This window comes from Microbacterium marinilacus, assembly GCF_019753765.1.
Classification (GTDB): Bacteria; Actinomycetota; Actinomycetes; order Actinomycetales; family Microbacteriaceae; genus Microbacterium; species Microbacterium marinilacus.
The window spans coordinates 223,179-241,522 of record NZ_JAIJZW010000006.1 but is presented as its reverse complement, the minus strand read 5'-3'; the positions used below and the strand labels follow the sequence as shown (position 1 = coordinate 241,522).

Annotated in this window: 15 protein-coding genes; 5 read left to right on the top strand and 10 right to left on the bottom strand. The window is 69.8% G+C overall.

Features of this window, described 5'->3' with window-relative positions:
* Positions 1 to 30 precede the first annotated feature (30 nt).
* Positions 31 to 705, bottom strand: a complete 675-nt coding sequence (locus K5S26_RS12085; RefSeq protein ID WP_221858396.1) for a response regulator — start codon at positions 703 to 705, stop codon at positions 31 to 33.
* On the bottom strand, positions 702 to 1,823 hold the full coding sequence (locus K5S26_RS12080) for a sensor histidine kinase (protein ID WP_221858394.1): 1,122 nt from the start codon (positions 1,821 to 1,823) through the stop codon (positions 702 to 704). Before K5S26_RS12080 ends, K5S26_RS12085 begins: the two co-directional genes overlap by 4 nt.
* A gap of 473 nt (positions 1,824 to 2,296) precedes the next feature.
* Between K5S26_RS12080 and K5S26_RS12075 the strand changes: the two genes are divergently transcribed.
* Complete coding sequence (locus K5S26_RS12075) at positions 2,297 to 4,111, top strand: APC family permease (RefSeq protein ID WP_246603918.1); 1,815 nt, start codon at positions 2,297 to 2,299, stop codon at positions 4,109 to 4,111.
* 9 nt (positions 4,112 to 4,120) lie between these two features.
* Here the strand turns inward: K5S26_RS12075 and glgX are convergent, their stop codons facing one another.
* Both glgX and K5S26_RS12065 read right to left on the bottom strand, forming a co-directional pair.
* Positions 4,121 to 6,265, bottom strand: a complete 2,145-nt coding sequence (glgX, locus tag K5S26_RS12070; protein ID WP_221858390.1) for a glycogen debranching protein GlgX — start codon at positions 6,263 to 6,265, stop codon at positions 4,121 to 4,123.
* Positions 6,266 to 6,326: 61 nt separating this feature from the next.
* Complete coding sequence (locus tag K5S26_RS12065; protein ID WP_221858388.1) at positions 6,327 to 6,587, bottom strand: cupin domain-containing protein; 261 nt, start codon at positions 6,585 to 6,587, stop codon at positions 6,327 to 6,329.
* Between the two features lie 466 nt (positions 6,588 to 7,053).
* Here K5S26_RS12065 and K5S26_RS12060 point away from each other — a divergent pair, with 466 nt between their 5' ends.
* Positions 7,054 to 7,644 (top strand): hypothetical protein, encoded by a 591-nt coding sequence (locus K5S26_RS12060; RefSeq protein WP_221858386.1) that lies wholly within the window; start codon positions 7,054 to 7,056, stop codon positions 7,642 to 7,644.
* Positions 7,645 to 8,320: 676 nt separating this feature from the next.
* Here K5S26_RS12060 and K5S26_RS12055 read toward each other — a convergent pair.
* From K5S26_RS12055 to dnaK, 5 genes are all read right to left on the bottom strand, one after another.
* Complete coding sequence (locus K5S26_RS12055) at positions 8,321 to 8,467, bottom strand: hypothetical protein (protein WP_221858384.1); 147 nt, start codon at positions 8,465 to 8,467, stop codon at positions 8,321 to 8,323.
* Between the two features lie 13 nt (positions 8,468 to 8,480).
* Positions 8,481 to 8,915, bottom strand: a complete 435-nt coding sequence (locus tag K5S26_RS12050) for a heat shock protein transcriptional repressor HspR (RefSeq protein ID WP_221858382.1) — start codon at positions 8,913 to 8,915, stop codon at positions 8,481 to 8,483.
* Positions 8,916 to 8,951: 36 nt separating this feature from the next.
* Positions 8,952 to 9,938 carry a DnaJ C-terminal domain-containing protein gene (locus tag K5S26_RS12045; protein ID WP_221858380.1) on the bottom strand — a complete coding sequence of 329 codons (987 nt, stop codon included), beginning with the start codon at positions 9,936 to 9,938 and terminating at the stop codon, positions 8,952 to 8,954.
* A 137-nt stretch (positions 9,939 to 10,075) separates the two neighbouring features.
* Positions 10,076 to 10,741 carry a nucleotide exchange factor GrpE gene (locus tag K5S26_RS12040; protein ID WP_221858372.1) on the bottom strand — a complete coding sequence of 222 codons (666 nt, stop codon included), beginning with the start codon at positions 10,739 to 10,741 and terminating at the stop codon, positions 10,076 to 10,078.
* Positions 10,741 to 12,600, bottom strand: coding sequence for a molecular chaperone DnaK (gene dnaK, locus K5S26_RS12035; protein WP_221858370.1), 1,860 nt, complete (start codon positions 12,598 to 12,600; stop codon positions 10,741 to 10,743). The genes K5S26_RS12040 and dnaK overlap by 1 nt, the downstream gene beginning before the upstream one ends.
* A 287-nt stretch (positions 12,601 to 12,887) precedes the next feature.
* On the opposite strand from dnaK, the gene K5S26_RS12030 reads away from it, so the two are divergent.
* Positions 12,888 to 14,303, top strand: a complete 1,416-nt coding sequence (locus K5S26_RS12030) for an MFS transporter (protein ID WP_221858360.1) — start codon at positions 12,888 to 12,890, stop codon at positions 14,301 to 14,303.
* 22 nt (positions 14,304 to 14,325) lie between these two features.
* Here K5S26_RS12030 and K5S26_RS12025 read toward each other — a convergent pair whose 3' ends face one another.
* Positions 14,326 to 14,892 carry a MarR family winged helix-turn-helix transcriptional regulator gene (locus K5S26_RS12025; RefSeq protein WP_308122945.1) on the bottom strand — a complete coding sequence of 189 codons (567 nt, stop codon included), beginning with the start codon at positions 14,890 to 14,892 and terminating at the stop codon, positions 14,326 to 14,328.
* An 89-nt stretch (positions 14,893 to 14,981) separates the two neighbouring features.
* Between K5S26_RS12025 and K5S26_RS12020 the strand changes: the two genes are divergently transcribed.
* Positions 14,982 to 15,452, top strand: a complete 471-nt coding sequence (locus K5S26_RS12020) for a hypothetical protein (protein ID WP_221858358.1) — start codon at positions 14,982 to 14,984, stop codon at positions 15,450 to 15,452.
* Between the two features lie 195 nt (positions 15,453 to 15,647).
* The gene (locus K5S26_RS12015) at positions 15,648 to 18,275 is read left to right on the top strand and encodes an immune inhibitor A domain-containing protein (protein WP_221858356.1); all 2,628 of its coding nucleotides are present in this window, start codon (positions 15,648 to 15,650) and stop codon (positions 18,273 to 18,275) included.
* Positions 18,276 to 18,344 lie beyond the last annotated feature (69 nt).

The window sequence follows — 18,344 nt, the reverse complement described above, 5'->3', positions numbered from 1 at the left end:
GCCCTCGCGCCGGGGCACGATCCCGGCGGGCTACGCCCGGTAGCGGTAGCCCAGCCCCGGCTCGGTGAGCAGATGACGAGGGCGGGCCGGATCCGGCTCGAGCTTGCGGCGCAGCTGGCTCATGTAGAGGCGCAGGTAGGCGTCCTCGCCGGTGTACGTGGGGCCCCAGACGGCGGTCAGCAGCTCCCTTTTCCCCACGAGCCGGCCGGCGTTGCGCAGCAGCACCTCGAGCATCGCCCACTCCGTCGGCGTCAGCCGCACGTCCTCGCCGTCGCGGGTAGCGGTGTGCGCCGCCAGGTCGATGACCGTCGACCCGACCCGATGCGCGTCGCGGCCGTCCGCCGAGGGCGCCACCGCACGCAGCAGCGCGCGGATGCGCGCCAGCAGCTCGTCGATCGCGAACGGCTTCGTGACGTAGTCGTTCGCACCGGCGTCGAGCGCCGCGACCTTCTCGGCGGTCTGGGAGCGACCGCTGAGCACGAGGATCGGCATATGGTGCGCGAGGCGGACCGTGCGGATCGCCTCGACGCCGTCGAGCCGCGGCAGCCCGAGATCGAGCACGACCAGCGCGGGCTCTCGCGTCGAGATCGCCGACACGGCCGCCTGCCCGTCGGCGGCCTCCTCGACGTCGTAGCCGCGGGCCTCGAGGTTCAGCGCGAGGGTGCGGCGGATGGCGTCGTCATCCTCCACCAGCAGGATGCTCATGCGCTCGGCTCCCGCGCTCCGGGCGCCGAGCCCGGCGCCGTCGTGCCCGGCGCGATCGGCAGCCGCAGGCGGCACGTGAGCCCGCCGCCGGGAGTGTCCTGCGCCACCAGGTCCCCTCCCATCGCCTGCGCGAAGCCCCGCGCCAGCGCGAGCCCCAGGCCGACCCCTGTGCCGCGGTCGTCGAGGCGTTGGAAGGGCCGGAACGCCGCCTCGCGGAGGTCCGGCGGGATGCCCGGCCCGTGGTCCACGACGGCGAGCTCGACCGCATCGGGCTTCGCGCCCACCGGCGCGATGCGCACCCCCACCGCGCCTCCGGCGTGGCGCAGCGCGTTGCCGACGAGGTTCGCGACGATGCGCTGCACGAGCACGGGGTCGGCGAGCGCGTCCGGGACGCGCGCGTCGGCGGTCATCGCGACGCCGTCTGCGTCCGCGCCCAGCTCGTCCAGTGCCAGCGAGGCGGCGTCCTCCACGCGCATGGCCTCCGGCACGACCGGCAGCACTCCGGCGTCGAGGCGCGAGGTGTCGAGCAGGTCGTCGACCAGGCGTTCGAGCCGTCGCAGCGCGGCGATCTGCGCGTCGACGAGCTCGGCCCGCTGCGCCGGGGTCCACTCCACGTCCTGTGCCGCCAGGCTGGTCGCTGCCGCCGAGGCCGCCGCCAGCGGGGTGCGGAGGTCGTGGCCCACGGCGGTGAGCAGCGCGGTCTTCACCCGGTCCGCCTCCTGCGCCGCCAGCGCGCGGCTCTCCGCCGCCGCCGTCTGCTGCGCCAGCGACAGCCGTGCCTCCGACTGGCCGACGACGAGCCCCACGATGACGCCCACCACGACGAACACCACGATCGCGACGAGGTGCGCGCCGTCGGCGATCGCGACGGAGTGCACCGGGGCGGCGAAGAAGAAGTTCAGCAGCGCTCCCGCGGCGACCGCCCCGCCCACGGCGACGAGCAGTCCGCCCAGCACGGCCGCGATCACGACGATGAGCTGGTACACCAACGCGGCGACGACGAACGTCTCGTCGCCGCCGAACGGCGCCAGCGTCGCCGTGGCGATCGACAGCAGCAGGGCGGCGGCCAGGGCCGCCGCGAGCTGACGGCGGAGGGGAAGCATCGCGAACCGCGGCACGACAAGAAGTCTCGCCCGGCGCGCTCGCGCAGCGGTCAGGGCGCGCCGCGAATCCTGACGTGATCCCGACGCGAGACCGCATCCGTCGGCCGACACCGCATCCGTCCGCCCAGACCGCGTCCCTCGGCCGAGGCCGCAGCCCGCGGACCGCACCGCGTTCCTCGGACGAGACCGTGGTCGAGGGCGACGGTCTCGTCCGCCGTCCTCGGTCTCGTCCGCCTTCTGCGGTCTCGTCGTGTGGTCGCGCGACGTCTGGCCCTGCGCGCCACGAATCCTGACGGGATCCTGACGCGAGAGGCACTCCTGGGTGCTGCCGGCGGGGCTACCGTGATCGAGCAACCCAGCCCAGGAGGCGATCTCGGAAGATGCTCACCACGAGCGCAGCACCCGCGACGGAACCCCGCCGCCCCGTTTCCCGCGCCTCGGCGCCGCACCGCGGCGCACCTCGTCGGGGCGCACCGTGGTGGCAGGTGATGTGCCTGACCGGCGTCGACTACTTCTCCACGCTCGGCTACCAGCCGGCCATCGCCGCGCTCGCGGCGGGCGTCCTCTCCCCCATCGCGACGCTCGTGCTCGCGGCGGTGACGCTTCTGGGAGCCCTGCCCGTCTACCGGCAGGTCGCGAAGGACAGCCCCCACGGCGAGGGCTCGATCGCGATGCTCGAGAAGCTGCTGCCCTGGTGGGGCGGAAAGCTGCTCGTCCTCGTTCTGCTCGGCTTCGCCGCGACCGACTTCATGATCACGATCACGCTGTCCGCGGCGGACGCCACCGCGCACGTGATCGAGAACCCCTTCGCCCCGGAGTGGTTCCACGGCGCCGAGGTGCCGATCACGCTCGTGCTGGTCGCGCTGCTCGGAGCGGTGTTCCTCAAGGGGTTCCGCGACGCGATCTCCATCGCCGTCGTGCTCGTGGGCGCCTTCCTCGCGCTCAACGCCGTCGTCCTGGTCGTCTCGCTCGCCGAGGTCGCCGCCAACCCGGTGGTCGTCTCCGACTGGGGGACCGCGCTGACGTCCGCGCACGGCGACCCGATCATGGCGGTCGCCGTCGCGCTGCTGGTGTTCCCGAAGCTCGCGCTCGGGCTGTCCGGCTTCGAGACCGGCGTGGCGGTGATGCCCCAGATCCGCGGCGCGGCCGGCGACACGGAGGCGCATCCCGCGGGCCGGATCGCCGGCGCCCGGAAGCTGCTGACGAGCGCGGCCGTGACGATGAGCGTCTTCCTGATCGGGTCGGCCACCGTCACCACCCTCCTGATCCCGGCCGAGGAGTTCCAGCCGGGCGGCGCCGCGAACGGCCGCGCCCTCGCCTACCTCGCGCACGGCCTGCTGGGCGAGGGGTTCGGCACCGCCTACGACATCGTGACGGTGCTCATCCTCTGGTTCGCCGGCGCCTCGGCGATGGCAGGCCTGCTGAACCTCGTGCCGCGCTACCTGCCCCGCTACGGCATGGCGCCCCGGTGGGCCGCTGCCACGCGCCCGCTGGTGCTGGTCTTCACTGCCATCGCCTTCCTCATCACGATCGTCTTCCAGGCCGACGTCGACGCCCAGGCGGGCGCCTATGCGACCGGAGTGCTGGTGCTGATCACCTCCGCGTCCATCGCCGTGACGCTGTCGGCGCGACAGGCCGGCCGTCGCGGAGCGGCGATCGGGTTCGGCGTGACCGCCCTGGTGTTCCTCACGACGACGGTGATGAACGTCATCGAGCGCCCGGACGGCGTGCGGATCGCCGGCCTGTTCATCCTGGGCATCCTCGTCGTGTCGATGGCGTCGCGCGTCGAACGGTCGTTCCAGCTGCGGGCCCGGTCGGTGCGCTTCGACGACCGCGCGCTGCGCTACCTGCGCGACGACGTGCAGCAGCATCACGCCATCCGCGTCGTCCCGAAGGAGCCCGGCACGGGCACGGCCGCCGAGTTCGCCGAGAAGCTCCGCAACGAGCGCCGGTTCAACGGCATCCCGAGCACCGCGCACGTCATCTTCCTGCAGGTGCACCTGACCGACTCGTCGCAGTTCGAGGAGGACCTGCGGGTCGAGGGCGAGGAGCACGACGGGCACCGCATCCTGCACGTGCACGGCGGCTCGGTGCCCAACGCGATCGCGGCGGTGCTGCTGTCCATCCGCGACGAGACCGGGATCGTGCCCGACGTCTACTTCGAGTGGAGCGAGGGCAACCCGGTGTCGAACATGCTGAAGTTCCTCGTGTTCGGCACGGGCGAGATCGCGCCCGTCACGCGCGAGGTGCTGCGCCGGTGCGAGCCGGTGCGCAAGCGCCGGCCCGACGTCCACGTCGGCTGAGGCGGGGCGTCACGCCGAACGCACCACCACGACGGTGCGGGCGCCGAGGCGCAGCGACGTCCCGGCCTCGACGCGGGCGCCCTCCGGGACGTCCGGGTCGGTCGACAGCACGACGTCGCCGACCCGGACCCAGTCGTTGTCCGGCAGGTCGACCTCGACGGCGTGGTCCGCCGCGTTGAACCAGAGCAGGAACGAGGCGTCGACCCGCTGCTCCCCCTGTGGCCCCGGCTCGCGCAGCGGGCTGCCGGACATGAACATCCCGAGGGTGCGCAGCCCGCCGTCGCCCCAGTCGGGCCCGCGCATCAGGCGCCCGCTCGGGTGGAGCCAGGCGAGGTCCTTCGGGCCGCCGGGGATGGTCGGATGCCCCTCGAACCAGTGCCGCTGGCGCAGTGCGGGGTGCTCCCGCCGCAGCCGCAGGGCCGCCTTCGTGACCTCGTAGACGTCGAGCCACGCGTCGTCCGGCCGCCAATCGAGCCAGGAGATCTCGTTGTCCTGGCAGTAGGCGTTGTTGTTGCCGCCCTGGGTGCGACCGCGCTCGTCGCCCGCGGTGATCATCGGGACGCCGTTCGACAGGCAGAGCGTGGCCATCAGGTTCGCGGCCTGGCGGCGTCGCAGCGCCACGATCCCCGCATCGTCGGTCTCGCCCTCGACGCCGTGGTTCCACGAGCGGTTGTCGTCGGTGCCGTCGCGACCCTCCTCGCCGTTGGCCTCGTTGTGCTTGCCGTCGTAGCTGACGAGGTCGCGCACCGTGAAGCCGTCGTGCGCGGTGACGAAGTTGATCGAGTTGGATGCGCTGCGACCGTCGTCGGCGTACAGGTCGCTCGAGCCGGCGAGCCGGGTCGCCACCGCGTGGATGGGCGCCGCACCCCGCCAGAAATCGCGCACGGTGCCGCGGTACTTGTCGTTCCATTCCGCCCACGGCGGCGGCATCTTGCCGACCAGGTAGCCGTCCATGGACACGTCCCACGGCTCGGCGATCAGCTTCACGTGCCGCAGGATCGGGTCCTGGTCGATGGCGATCAGCAACGCGCAGGCGAAGTCGACCTCGTAGCCGGTGCGGGTCAGCGCCGACATCAGGTCGAAGCGGAACCCGTCGACGTGCATCTCGGTCACCCAGTAGCGCAGCGAGTCGAGGATGAGCCGCAGCGCCAGGGGGTTCCAGGCGTCCACCGTGTTGCCGCAGCCGGTCACGTCCCAGTAGCGGTCGTCGAAGCCGCCCTCCTCCGGGATCACCCGCTTGTAGAACCCGCGGTCGTCGAGGCCCCGGAACGACAGCGTCGGGCCGTCGGGGCCCGCCTCGGCGGTGTGGTTGTAGACGACGTCGAGGATGACCTCGATGCCCTCGCGGTGCAGCGCCTTGACCATGCGCTTGAAGTCGTCGACCTGACCGCCGCGGTCGCCCGCCGAGCTGTACGAGGCGTCCGGGGCGAAGTACGAGATCGTGTTGTAGCCCCAGTAGTTGGCGAGGTCGCGTTCGAGCAGCGCGGGCTCCGAGAAGAACTGCTGCACGGGAAGCAGCTCGACCGCCGTCACGCCCAGGTCGCGCAGGTACGACGTGACAGCGGGGTCGGCGAGACCCGCGTAGGTGCCGCGCAGCCGCTCGGGTACGCGGTCATGCAGCTTCGTGAAGCCCTTGACGTGCAGCTCGTAGATCACGGTGTCGCGCCAGCGCCGGGCGATCCGCCGGTCGTCCTCCCAGTCGAACGACGGGTCGACCACGACGCTGCGCGCCGTGTACGCGGCGGAGTCGGTCTCGTCTCGGACGCCCGGGTCGTCCTCGCGAGCGCCGTAGATCGGCTGCTCGGGGATGATCGTGCCGCTCGTGGCGAGCCCGTACGGATCGAGCAGCAGCTTGTGCGGATTGAACCGGAACCCGTTCCCCGGGTCCCATGGGCCGTCGACGCGGTAGCCGTACCTCTGCCCGGGCCGGATGTCGGGAAGCGCGCCATGCCAGATGCCGAGCGTCCGCTCGGTCAGCTCGTGGCGCGTCTCCCGGTCGGACTCGTCGAAGAGGCACAGGTGCACGCGCGAGGCGTGCGGGGCGTAGACCGCGAAGTTCGTGCAGTCGGGCTTCCAGGTCGCTCCGAGCGGCCATTCGCGGCCGGGCCACACCTGTGCCCGCTCGCCCAGGGCGCTCCACTGCTGGGGGCTCATGCGTCCATCATCGCCCAGCCGCCGGGGACGCGTCGTCGCGAAGACGGACGGGAAGGCACCGTCAGCGGTCCTGAAGCGAGGGGCCCATGCCGTGCCCCGGACGCACCGTCTCCTTCACGACCAGAAGGCGGGCGGGGGCGTCGTCGGTCCACCACCGGTGGGGCACGCCGCCGGCGAAGAACGCGGAGTCGCCCTCCGCCAGAAGATGCGCGCCACCGTCGAGCTCGATCCGCACCCTCATCTGCCAAGAGCCCGATAACAAGTAGGTAACTGTGAATTGTGATTGTTGTGGATGTGTGCGCTGAAGAGGAACATCCCTCATACAGACGATTCGAACTGAGCGAGAGGTCGAGTTGCTATGAGGATACTGTTCGGTCCCCATGTTTTCGATAGCGCAAGAGCTCCGCGTTCCCGCGCTGCTTTTCTCTTGGCGGCGGCGTTCTTGGGCAGCTTTCTTGTGGGCGTGTCGCCAGCTGTCGCCAACGCTGCGATGAGTACCTATTTCAACTCCGACGTCGCACCCGGTGTGAACAAGTACAGCACGGTGAGAACGGTTAAAGGCGGACAGATATACGGACTCTTCGGCTCGGGTGGCATTGGTACTATCGGAACCATTCAAGGGTCAGGCGCGATAGCGAGTACTACTTCGAGCCATGACTCTCGGATCGACCTCAATCACGTCGCCCACACGAATGCTCAGAGCTACTGCAGATGGAACAAAAGGTACACAACAACGCCAGACTCAGCCGAGTATCTCCAATGTAAAGTGACTTATTAAGGGGGCAGTAATGTCAAGAAAAAGGATTCTGTCTAAAGCTCTCGGGATCACCGGCGCGAGCCTTGCTGGAATTGCGCTGGGGGTCGGAGCGAACGCGGCACTGGCGGCGGCAGCGAGCGCGCCGCGAGTAGTAGACGAGTATCGATCGGTCTCCGCGGATGCAGATTACGATCTGAAAATCCTCAGTGAATCTATGACTTTCGAGGACTCACTTCCGGAGGAGTTGCCGATTTCCGAGATCGCGGGCGGCCTGGACGGCGACAGTGCCAGATTGCTCGAAGTTGGAGAGGAGTCCAAGTCCTACGCGCTAAAGAATGACGTCGGAGAGCTTTGCATCGTTGTGTTCATTCCTGGGGAAGACTGGATCTCCGGTACCGCCTGCACCGATCCGGAAACATTCGCGAAGAAGGGGCTGGGCCTCATTGTAGAAGCGCCACTCGAGGGTATCTCCGAGGAGAAATACCTCGTTCCAGATGCAATGAGGGAAAAAGTGGTGGAATCACGACATGTAGCTCTCTCGGATACAGGCAACTTGATCTCGATTGAATCAAGCATCACTTCATCTGAAAAGCTGGAGCTTCCCGTGGAGGTTCTGCGATGAAAAGCTCCAAGAAATTTCGAGGCCAAATTCTTGTAGCCGCGGTGTTCCTATCATTCCTCGGAACTGTCGCAGTGCCCGCCGTGGCGGCAGATACGATCTATAAAGAAGGAAATCTGAACCCCAATACGAATGCGACTTCTTCAACTCAGTCGAATCTGAAGGGTGGCAGGATGGGCCCTGAAGGCTGTCTGGGTTGCAAGTATACGGTCCGAACGCTTAACGCTAGTGGCGCCATATACGCGTCAGTCACAGCAGATTGGGGCGTGGCTGCCGATATGAATCACGCACTTGTACTGAGCGGGAAAACGCAATGTAGATGGGCGCCAGCAACCGAGTATCTCGGTGCGACTCCTGTGATCTGCAAGTATCGCAAGTAGGAACCCGGAATGGAGCGAAACTCTTTCGGCTCTCATCCCGATCGAGGGTGTAGTTGGTGGCTGAACCCTCCGGTCTCCAGCGGAGATCCGGCGATGGTAAGTCGATCTTGGGGTTATGTAGACCGCCGTCGCGCGGGCCCTCGCCGGCAGGCGCTGACCGCCCGCCGCAGTACCGGCGCGGGCCTCAGGACGGTGACCGTGCCCGCTTCACGCGCGCACCGCAGGGCGTCCGCGACCAGAGAGAATGGGCGCTCGATCTGCACGACGAGATGACCCGCGCTCTCGATCGCCGCGCGATCCTAGTCGTTGAGATCGGCGACCGCGTTCACGCCGGGCACGACGACGATGCTGTTCTCGCCGCCGTCGGGCACGCTCACCTGCGCGATGCCGGTGGGGTCGGGGACCGTCCACGACAGGCTGAAATCGAGCCCGTCATCCTCCGGCACATCACGCAGCGCGTCAGCCGCGCGGCGGCGGCGTCCAGAGCACGATGTCTGCGCTGCGGCGCACCCGTGTGCCCGCCCGCAGGGTGACGACCGCTCCGGTGGCGCCGGCCGCGAACACGCGGGCTCCGGGACGGCTCTCGAGCTCGTCGCGCAGGCGGCTCTCGAGCTCGCCGACCCGCCGCCGGAGGTCTCGCACCTCGTCCTCGAGGTCGAGCATGCGAGCGATCGCCGACAGGCTGACGCCCTCGCTCGAGAGGCGTGCGACCTCGCGCAGCTGCTCGATGTTGCGCGCCGAGTACCGGCGGGAGCCCCCGCGGGTGCGGCCGGGCACGACCAAGCCGATGCGGTCGTACTGCCGGAGCGTCTGCGGGTGCATGCCGGCGAGCTCGGCGGCCACGGCGATCGCGAAGACGGGAGAGTCCTCGTCGATCTCGTACGGGTCGGTCATCCGGTCCTCCTCTCGCCCGCTCGGTGTCAGGCCAGGTTACGAGGCCTGGGCCTTCGACATGAGGTCGGCCCGCGGGTTTCCCTGAGGCCCGACCTCGACGAAGTGGGCGAGCGCCTCGCGCGCCGCGTCGTCGAGGTGAGCCGGCACGACCACCTGCACCTCCGCGAGCAGGTCGCCCGTGCCCTTGGCCGACGAGATGCCGCGCCCCTTGACGCGCAGCACCCGGCCCGACGGCGTTCCCGGCGCGACGCGCAGCTTCACCGGGTCGCCGCCGAGGGTCGGCACCTCGATGGTGGCGCCGAGCGCCGCCTCCGCGAACGTCACCGGCACGACGACGCGCAGGTTGAGGCCGTCGCGCACGAACACCGGATGAGGGCGCACGGCCACCTCCACGACGATGTCGCCGCTCTCGCCGCCGTCCGGCGAGGGGCGTCCCTTGCCGCGCAGACGGATCTTCTGCCCGTCGGCGACGCCGGCAGGGATCTTGATCTTGAAGGGCTTGCCGTCCTCGCTCTGCAGCGAGATCGTCTCCCCCTTCGCGGCGGTGACGAAGTCGATCGTCGTGCGGGCGCGCACGTCGCCGCCGCGCTGCGGCCCGCCGAAGCCGCGGAACCCTCCGGACGGCTGCCCGAAGCGGCCCGAGCCGAACCGGCTGCCGCCGCCCTGGTTGAACATCGCGAAGATGTCGTCGAAGTCCTGCGCCGACCCGCGGTTCTGCGTGAAGGCGCTGAACACGTCGTCGAACCCGCCGCCGGTTCCGCCGCCGCCCGCCGTGAAGCGCGCCCCCGACCCCATCGCGCGGATCTGGTCGTACTCCTCGCGCTGCGTCGGATCGGACAGCACGGCGTACGCCTCGCTGATCTCCTTGAACTTCGCCTCCGCGGCGGAGTCGCCGGGGTTGGAGTCCGGGTGGTACTGGCGCGCCAGCTTGCGGTACGTCTTCTTCAGATCCGACGCGCTGGCGTCCTTCGAGACGCCCAGGACCTTGTAGAAGTCCTTCTCGAACCAGTCCTGACTGGCCATTTCCACCTTCTTCGTGAGGCTTGCGGGGTTTCGACTCGCGTCGCTCGCTCGACCGGCGCGGATTCGCGCGTCTCGCCGGTCGAGCGAGCGGGTGAAGCGTCCGAGTCGAGACCGCCGGGACGATCCGGGTGTCTGACCTAGTCGGCCGGGACGGCGACGACGACCTTCGCCGCACGCAGCTCGATGTCTCCGAGACGGTAGCCGAGCTCGACGACGTCGAGGATCGTCGTCTCCGTCGCACCGGGGGTGGGCTGCTGGAAGATCGCCTCGTGCTGCTGCGGGTCGAACGTCTCGCCGACCTCGCCGTAGGCGACCAGGCCCATCCGCTCGGCGACGCCGCGCACCTTGCCGGCGATCGCGGCGAACGCGCTGCCGTCGACCAGGTCTCCGTGCTTCTCGGCACGGTCCAGGTCGTCGAGCACCGGGATCAGCCCCTTGACGGCCTCGCCCTGAGCGCGGGCGATCTCGACGTGACGCTGCTCCTCCGTGCGCCGGCGGTAGTTCGCGTACTCCGCCTGCAGGCGCTTGAGATCGTGCAGCAGGTGCGTCTCGTAGTCGCTCTTGTCGTGCTCGGCCGCCTCGTCCTCCTGCTGGGCGGCGAGGATGTCGTCCACCGTCAGGCCGTCGTCGGCCGCCTCCCCGTCCTGCGGGGCCTGAGCCGAAGCGTCGTCCTGCGGCGTGCCCTCGCCCGTGGCCCCATCCTGCGCCTCGGGGGCGTCCGCGTCTCGCGCGTCCGCCCCCTCGGCCTCAGGCTGGACCTCGTCGCCGCTGTTCTGGGGCTCTTCGAAGTCCTTGCCGGTCATCAGTTCTTCTTGTCCTCGTCGTCCTCGACCACCTCGGCGTCGATCACGTCCTCGTCGTCAGAGGACGTCTCGCCCGCCGCGGGCTCCTCGGCGGGCGCCGCCTGCTGGGCCTGCGACTGGGCGTAGATCGCCTCGCCGAGCTTGGTCTGGCTCTGGCTCAGCTTCTCGAACGCGGCCTTCACGGCCTCGTCGTCGTCGCCCGCGAGAGCCTTCTTGAGCTCGTCGACGTCCGCCTGCACCGACTCCTTGACGTCGGCCGGCAGCTTGTCCTCGTTCTCCTTGATGAGCTTCTCGATCGAGTACGAGAGCGTCTCGGCCTGGTTGCGGATCTCCGCGGCCTCGCGACGCTTCTTGTCCTCGGCCGCGTGCTCCTCGGCCTCGCGCACCATGCGCTCGATGTCGTCCTTCGGCAGCGAGGAGCCGCCGCTGATCGTCATCGACTGCTCCTTGCCGGTGCCCTTGTCCTTCGCGGACACGTGGACGATGCCGTTCGCGTCGATGTCGAACGTGACCTCGATCTGCGGCACGCCGCGCGGCGCGGGAGCGATGTCGGTGAGGTCGAACGTGCCGAGCGGCTTGTTGTCGCGGGTGAACTCGCGCTCGCCCTGGAAGACCTGGATGGACACCGACGGCTGGTTGTCGTCGGCGGTCGTGAAGGTCTCGCTGCGCTTGGTCGGGATCGCCGTGTTGCGCTCGATGAGCTTGGTCATGATGCCGCCCTTGGTCTCGATGCCGAGGCTCAGGGGGGTGACGTCGATGAGCAGGACGTCCTTGCGCTCGCCCTTGAGGACGCCGGCCTGCAGGGCGGCGCCGACGGCGACGACCTCGTCCGGGTTCACGCCCTTGTTGGGCTCCTTGCCCGTCTCGCTCTTGACGAGCTCCGACACGGCGGGCATGCGGGTCGATCCGCCGACGAGCACGACGTGCGCGATGTCGGCGACCTTGATGCCGGCCTCCCGGATGACGTCCTCGAACGGCTTCTTGGTGCGCTCGAGCAGGTCCTTGGTGAGCTCCTCGAACTTCGCGCGGGAGAGAGTCTCGGACAGCGAGACCGGGCCCTGCTCGGTGAGCGACAGGTACGGCAGGTTGATGCTGGTCGAGGTCGAGCTCGACAGCTCCTTCTTGGCCTGTTCCGCGGCCTCCTTGAGGCGCTGCAGCGCGATCTTGTCGCCCGAGACGTCGACGCCGGTCGTCTCCTTGAACTGCTTGATCAGCCAGTCCACGACGCGCTGGTCCCAGTCGTCGCCGCCGAGGCGGTTGTCGCCGGCGGTGGAGCGCACCTGGATCGTCGAGAAGTCGTCGTCCTTGCCCACCTCGAGGAGGGACACGTCGAACGTGCCGCCGCCGAGGTCGAAGACGAGGATCAGCTCGTCCTCCTTGCCGCGGTCGAGACCGTACGCGAGAGCGGCGGCCGTGGGCTCGTTGATGATGCGCAGCACGTTCAGGCCCGCAATCTCGCCCGCGTCCTTCGTCGCCTGACGCTCCGCGTCGTTGAAGTACGCCGGCACCGTGATGACGGCGTCGGTGACGGTGTCGCCGAGGTACTGCTCGGCGTCGCGCTTGAGCTTCATCAGGATGCGCGCCGAGATCTCCTGCGGCGTGTACTTCTTGCCCTCGACGTCGAACGACCAGTCGGTGCCGATGTGGCGCTTGACCGACGCGATGGTGCGGTCGACGTTGGTGACGGCCTGGCGCTTCGCGGTCTCGCCGACGAGCACCTCGCCGTCCTTCGTGAAGGCCACGACCGAGGGGGTCGTGCGGAAGCCCTCGGCGTTGGCGATGACCTTCGGCTCGCCGCCCTCGAGGACGCTGACGACCGAGTTGGTCGTTCCGAGGTCGATACCCACAGCACGTGCCATGTGATGCTCCTTCTGCTGGACGTTCGGATGAAGTCTGCTCGCGACTTGAGCCGCGATGACTCAAGGATACGTCGCCGCCCGACGGCTGTCAATAAAGTTGATACGTAGAGGCTCAACTTTTGCGCGACCTATGGGCGAGCTCGCGCTGAGCACAGTGCAGGACGGACGAGCGCCTCGCAGGCTGACGCGCCGGCCTCGGGCGCGGGCGTCCCACGTCGCGCACGGCGGGGACGGGCGCGGCGCGGCGGCGGTACCAGCCGTTCACCCACAGGCCCTAGCCTCGGGGCATGACGTCCGAGCACGGCCCCGACCGCATCACCCCGCCAGCGATGGCCGAGACCGGCTCGATCCTGGCCATGGGTCTCGAGCCGCGCGACGACAGGCCGGTGCCGCGCAAGCGCGTCTGGTCGTGGGCGATGTGGGACTGGGCGACGCAGCCGTTCAACTCGGTGATCCTCACGTTCGTCTGGGCCTCGCTCTACCTCGTCTCCGACAGCTTCCTCCCGCCCGAGATGGCGGCGCTTGCGGACGGCGACCCCGCCAAGGACCGGGCGCTCGCCGAGCTGACGAGCGGCTACGGCCTCGCCACGACGCTCGCCGGCATCCTCATCCTGGTGCTGGCGCCCGTGCTGGGGCAGCGCGCCGACGCGAGCGGACGCAAGAAGCGCTGGCTGGTCGCCGCGACCGTCGGCCTCGCGCTGGTGCAGTTCGCCCTCTTCTTCGTGGAGGCCGACCCCGCGTTCTTCTGGTTCGGTGCCATCGCACTGTCGCTCGGCGCCGTCGTGTCCGAGATCGCGGGCGTCAACTACAACGCCATGCTCGTCGAGGTCTCGACGCCACGCACGATCGGCAAGGTCTCGGGGCTCGGCTGGGGCCTCGGCTACATCGGCGGCATCCTGGCGCTCGGCATCGTGGTCGTGGTGACGCAGTTCGACTGGTTCGGCATGGACACCTCGAACGGCATGGCCTATCGCGTCATCGCCGTCGGGTGCGCGGTGTGGACCCTGGTCTTCGCGATCCCTCTGGTGCGCAACGTGCCGGAGGCGCCCGGCCGCGGCAGCGAGCACCGCGTCGGCTTCTTCCGCAGCTACGCCGCGCTGGTGCGGGACCTGCGGACGCTGTTCCGCACCCATCGGCCGACGTTCTGGTTCCTGCTCGCCTCGGCGGTGTACCGCGACGGCCTTGCGGGGGTGTTCGCCTTCGGCGGCGTGCTCGCGTCCGTCGCCTTCCACTTCACGACCGACGAGGTCATGATCTTCGGCATCGCCGCCAACCTCGTGGCGGGCGTCTCGACGATCGTCGCGGGGCGCTTCGACGACCGCTTCGGCTCGCGGTCCGTCATCGTCTTCGCGCTGACGGGCCTCGTCGCCATGGCCCTGGTGGTGTTCTTCCTGCGCGACCTCGGCACCATCGTGTTCTGGATCTGCGGGCTGCTGCTGTCGTCGTTCGTCGGCCCGGCGCAGGCGGCGAGCCGCGCGCTGCTGGCCCGCGTAACCCCCGACGGCATGCAGGGCGAGATCTTCGGCCTCTATGCGACGACGGGCAGGGTGGCGAGCTTCCTCGCTCCGGCGGCATGGACGCTCGCCATCGCCCTCGCCGGTTCGACCGTGTGGGGAGTGCTGGGACTCGCCCTGGTGCTGCTCGTCGGCCTCGTGCTGCTGCTGCTCGTGCGCCTGCCGAAGCACGTGCGCGCCGAGCACTGAGCGCCGCGCGACGCTCCCGCGGTCAGCTCGGCCAGGCGTCGGCGAGACGGCCGAGCAGCGCCGCGAGCTGAGCCCGCTCCGCGTCGTCGAAGCCCTCCAGGGCGCGCACGACGGCGTCGATGCGCGCACCGCGGCTGCGACCGACGATCGCGCACCCCTCGTCGGTGAGGGCGACGAGGGTGCGGCGCGCGTCCTCCGGGTCGGCCTCGCGCCGGACGAGCCCCATCTCGACGGCGGCCTGCACCAGTCGGCTGGCGCGGGGCTGGTCGACGCCGAGGGCGTCCGCGAGCGCCCCGACGGGCTGCGCGGCCTCCGCCGCGGAGAGCACCTCGAGCAGGCGCAGTCGTGCCGCTCCCCGGCCCAGCGGCCCTCGTCCGCGCTCCCCGCGCGGCCACGGGGCGTGGTGCGGATCGCCGTGCCCGTGAGCGTGCGCACCCGGGCCGGCCGGCCCTGCGTGCGGCCCCGCCCCCCACGGCGCGGAACCGAAGGGCCCGGCGGCGCCCGGCGGCGACCCCGGGCGCCAGGCGGGGCGGAGACGGCTGAGAGCCTCGGCGATCTGGACGGCGGGGTCTGTGGCGGGAGAGGTCACCCCCTCAAGATACATGCCACTTGACATGGATACGCATTGCATGTCACAGTGCATATACATGCAATAAGACAACCATTCAAGGAGCTCTCATGGAAGACACCACTCAGAACACCGGCACCCCCCAGACCCCCGACAACGTCGCCCTCGCCGGACGCCCGCTTCGCACCTGGCTGCGCACGGCAGGCGCCCTGATCTCCCGCGAGCGCGCCATCGGCCGCAGCGACGTGCGCGACCGCATCGCGGCCGCCGTGCCCGCCGACGACCTCGAGACCACCGTCCGCACGCTCGAGGCGATCGCCCGCGAGCTGGGCAGCGACGCCGACATCGAGGCCCTGCGCCGAGGCCCGGGCAAGCACCGTCACGGCTTCGGCCCGCGGCGCGAGCACGGCTTCGGCCACCCCGGCCACGGCTTCCCCCTCGGAGGCCCCGACGGGTTCGGCCCACACGGCCACGACCACGACCGCCACCGCCACGGCGGACGCGGTGAGCGCGGCGCCTGCGAGCACGACCACGGCGATCGAGGCCGCGGGTTCGGCCCCCACGGGCGGCGCTGGGCCTGACGCGCACCGATGACGGCCTGATGGGCAGAAGTGCCCATCAGGCCGTCATCGTGCGCCCGGGGCATCCCTCCGAAAGGACAAACCTGCGAAAGTGCTGGGATCAGCCGTGCGCTTCCCCACCGATGCCTCGTGCATTCGCGCTCGGCGCGATCGACGGTCATCCTGACCGCCGATCATCCGATCCCCGGAGGAACAGTGAAGACACTCTTCAGCTCAGGTCGGACGCCGCGGCGTCTGACCGCCTGCGCGCTCGGTACGGCGGCGATCCTGCTGACCGGCTCGCTTCTCGTCCCGACCGCCGCCTCGGCGACGTCGGCCCCCGCGCCGGACGCGGACGCCCAGCCGACCGAGGAACACAGCCACAACCGGCCGGACGCCCTCGCCGAGAAGCGCACGGCCACGAAGCAGAAGGCCGCTGAGCTGGTCGCCACGGGCGACGTCCAGGTCAAGACCAAGGGCAGCGGCGACGCCAAGAGCTCGGTGGTCGAGCTCAAGCCGGGCGAGTTCGTCGAGTACGGCACGGCAGAGACGGCCCAGCTGTTCACGATCCTCGTCGAGTTCGGCGACACGGTCGACTCGCGCTTCCCCGACGCCCCTGCCGGGCCGCTGCGCAACGAGATCCCGGAGCCGGGGGCCGAGGACAACTCGACCTATTGGCTGCCGGACTTCTCGCAGGAGCACTACGACGACATGTTCTTCGGCGACGGCGAGTCGATGAGGGGCGTGTACGACGAGATGTCGTCCGGTCGCTTCGACCTCGAGGGCGCGGTCACCGGCTGGGTCCAGGTCGAGAACAACGAGGCGTCCTACGGCCAGACCGAGTCCCAGGACGACATGACGCGGTTCATCCAGGACACCGCCGACGCCTGGTACGACTCGCAGATCGCCGCCGGCAAGACCAAGGACGAGATCGTCGCGGAGCTGCAGTCGTACGACGTGTGGGACCGCTACGACATGGACGGCGACGGCATCATCAACGAGCCCGACGGCTACATCGACCACTTCCAGGCGGTGCACGCCGGCGTGGGCGAGGAGGCCGGTGGCGAGGAGTGGACCATCTGGTCGCACCGGTGGGCCGCCGGCCAGGCCGGTCTCGGCGTGGAGGGCCCCTCGGCGTACCTGCCGCTCGGCGGCGTCCAGATCGGCGACAGCGACATCTGGATCCGCGACTACACGACCGAGCCCGAGAACGGCGGCCTCGGCGTGTTCGCCCACGAGTTCGGCCATGACCTCGGCCTGCCGGACTACTACGACACCCAGGGCGGCGAGAACGGCACCGCCTTCTGGACGCTGATGAGCTCCGGCTCGTGGCTGGGACACGGCGACGGCACCATCGGCACCACGCCGAACCACATGGGGCCCAACGAGAAGCTGTTCCTCGGCTGGCTGGACTACGAGGTCGTCGAAGCGGACGCCGACGGCACGGTCGATCTCGGCCCGGCGTACCACGCCAACACCCGAGGGGCGCAGGCGGCGATCGTCGACCTGCCCGACGGCGAGCAGTTCGTCGAGGTGGGCGAGGCCTTCTCCGGCACGAAGCAGCTCTACTCGGGCTCGGGCGACAACCTCGACGTCACGGCCACGAGTCCGGAGTTCACGGTGCCCGACGGCGGGGAGCTGACAGCACAGGTCGACTACGAGATCGAGGAGGGCTGGGACTACGCCTACGTCGAGGTGACGACGGACGGCGGCGCCACCTGGACCGCCGTGGAGACGAACCACTCGGATCCCGACGACCCGAACGGCCAGAACGCCGGCTTCGGCATCAGCGGCGCCACCGAGGGCTGGGAGGCGCTGACCGCCGACCTGTCGGCCTACGCGGGCCAGACCGCGCAGGTGCGCTTCCGCTACTGGACCGACGTGGCCGCCACCTACCCGGGGCTCCAGGTCGACGAGATCGCCGTGGGCGATCCGCTCACGACGGACGACGGGGCAAGCGACTGGACCCTCGAGGGCTTCTCGGTGATCGAGAACGGCGGCTACCTGCAGCCGTACAGCCACTTCTACATCGCGGAGAACCGGGTGTACGGCGGCTACGACGCGACCCTGCAGACCGGACCGTACAACTTCGGCTGGACGCTCTCGAACCCCGACAAGGTCGAGCACTTCCCCTACCAGGACGGCATGCTCGTCTGGTACGTGAACAGCCTCTACGGCGACAACAACACGTCGCAGCACCCGGGCGGCGGCGAGGCGCTCCCCGTCGACGCCCGCGCCGAGGCGCTGACGTGGTCGGACGGCACACTCGTCCGCCAGCGCATCCAGTCGTTCGACGCGACCTTCGGCCTCGAGAAGACCGACCGCATCTCGCTGCATCGCGAGACGGAGGCGGGTCTGACGACGCTGGACGTGCCCCGGCAGAAGCCGGTGTCGGTCTTCGACGACACCGACCCGTATGCCTACTACGACGAGGAGAACCCGCAGAACTCCGTGATCGTCGGCGGCACGGGCACATCTATCGCCGTCACGGCGCAGAACGCCAAGAAGGGCACGCTGACCCTCGACGTCACGCGCGCCACGGAGGCGCCCGAGGTGCCGGAGTGGGACGCCCAGACCGTCTACACGGGTGGGGAGATCGTGTCCTACGACGGCGCGGAGTGGCTGGCCACCTGGTACACCCAGGGCCAGCGCCCGGGAGACCCGTACGGGCCGTGGCAGGAGCTCGGCGTGGAGGACGAGAACGGCGTGCCCGCATGGACGGCGTCGCGCATCTTCAACGCCGGCGACACGGTCACCTACGAGGGCTCGACCTACGAGGCCAAATGGTGGACCCGCAACCAGGAGCCCGGCGACAAGTGGGGTCCCTGGAAGAAGGTCGGCTGACCCCGGCTCGCCCCGTGATGGCCGCGTCCCCCTGGGGCGCGGCCATCACCGCGTCCGGCCGCCGTAGGC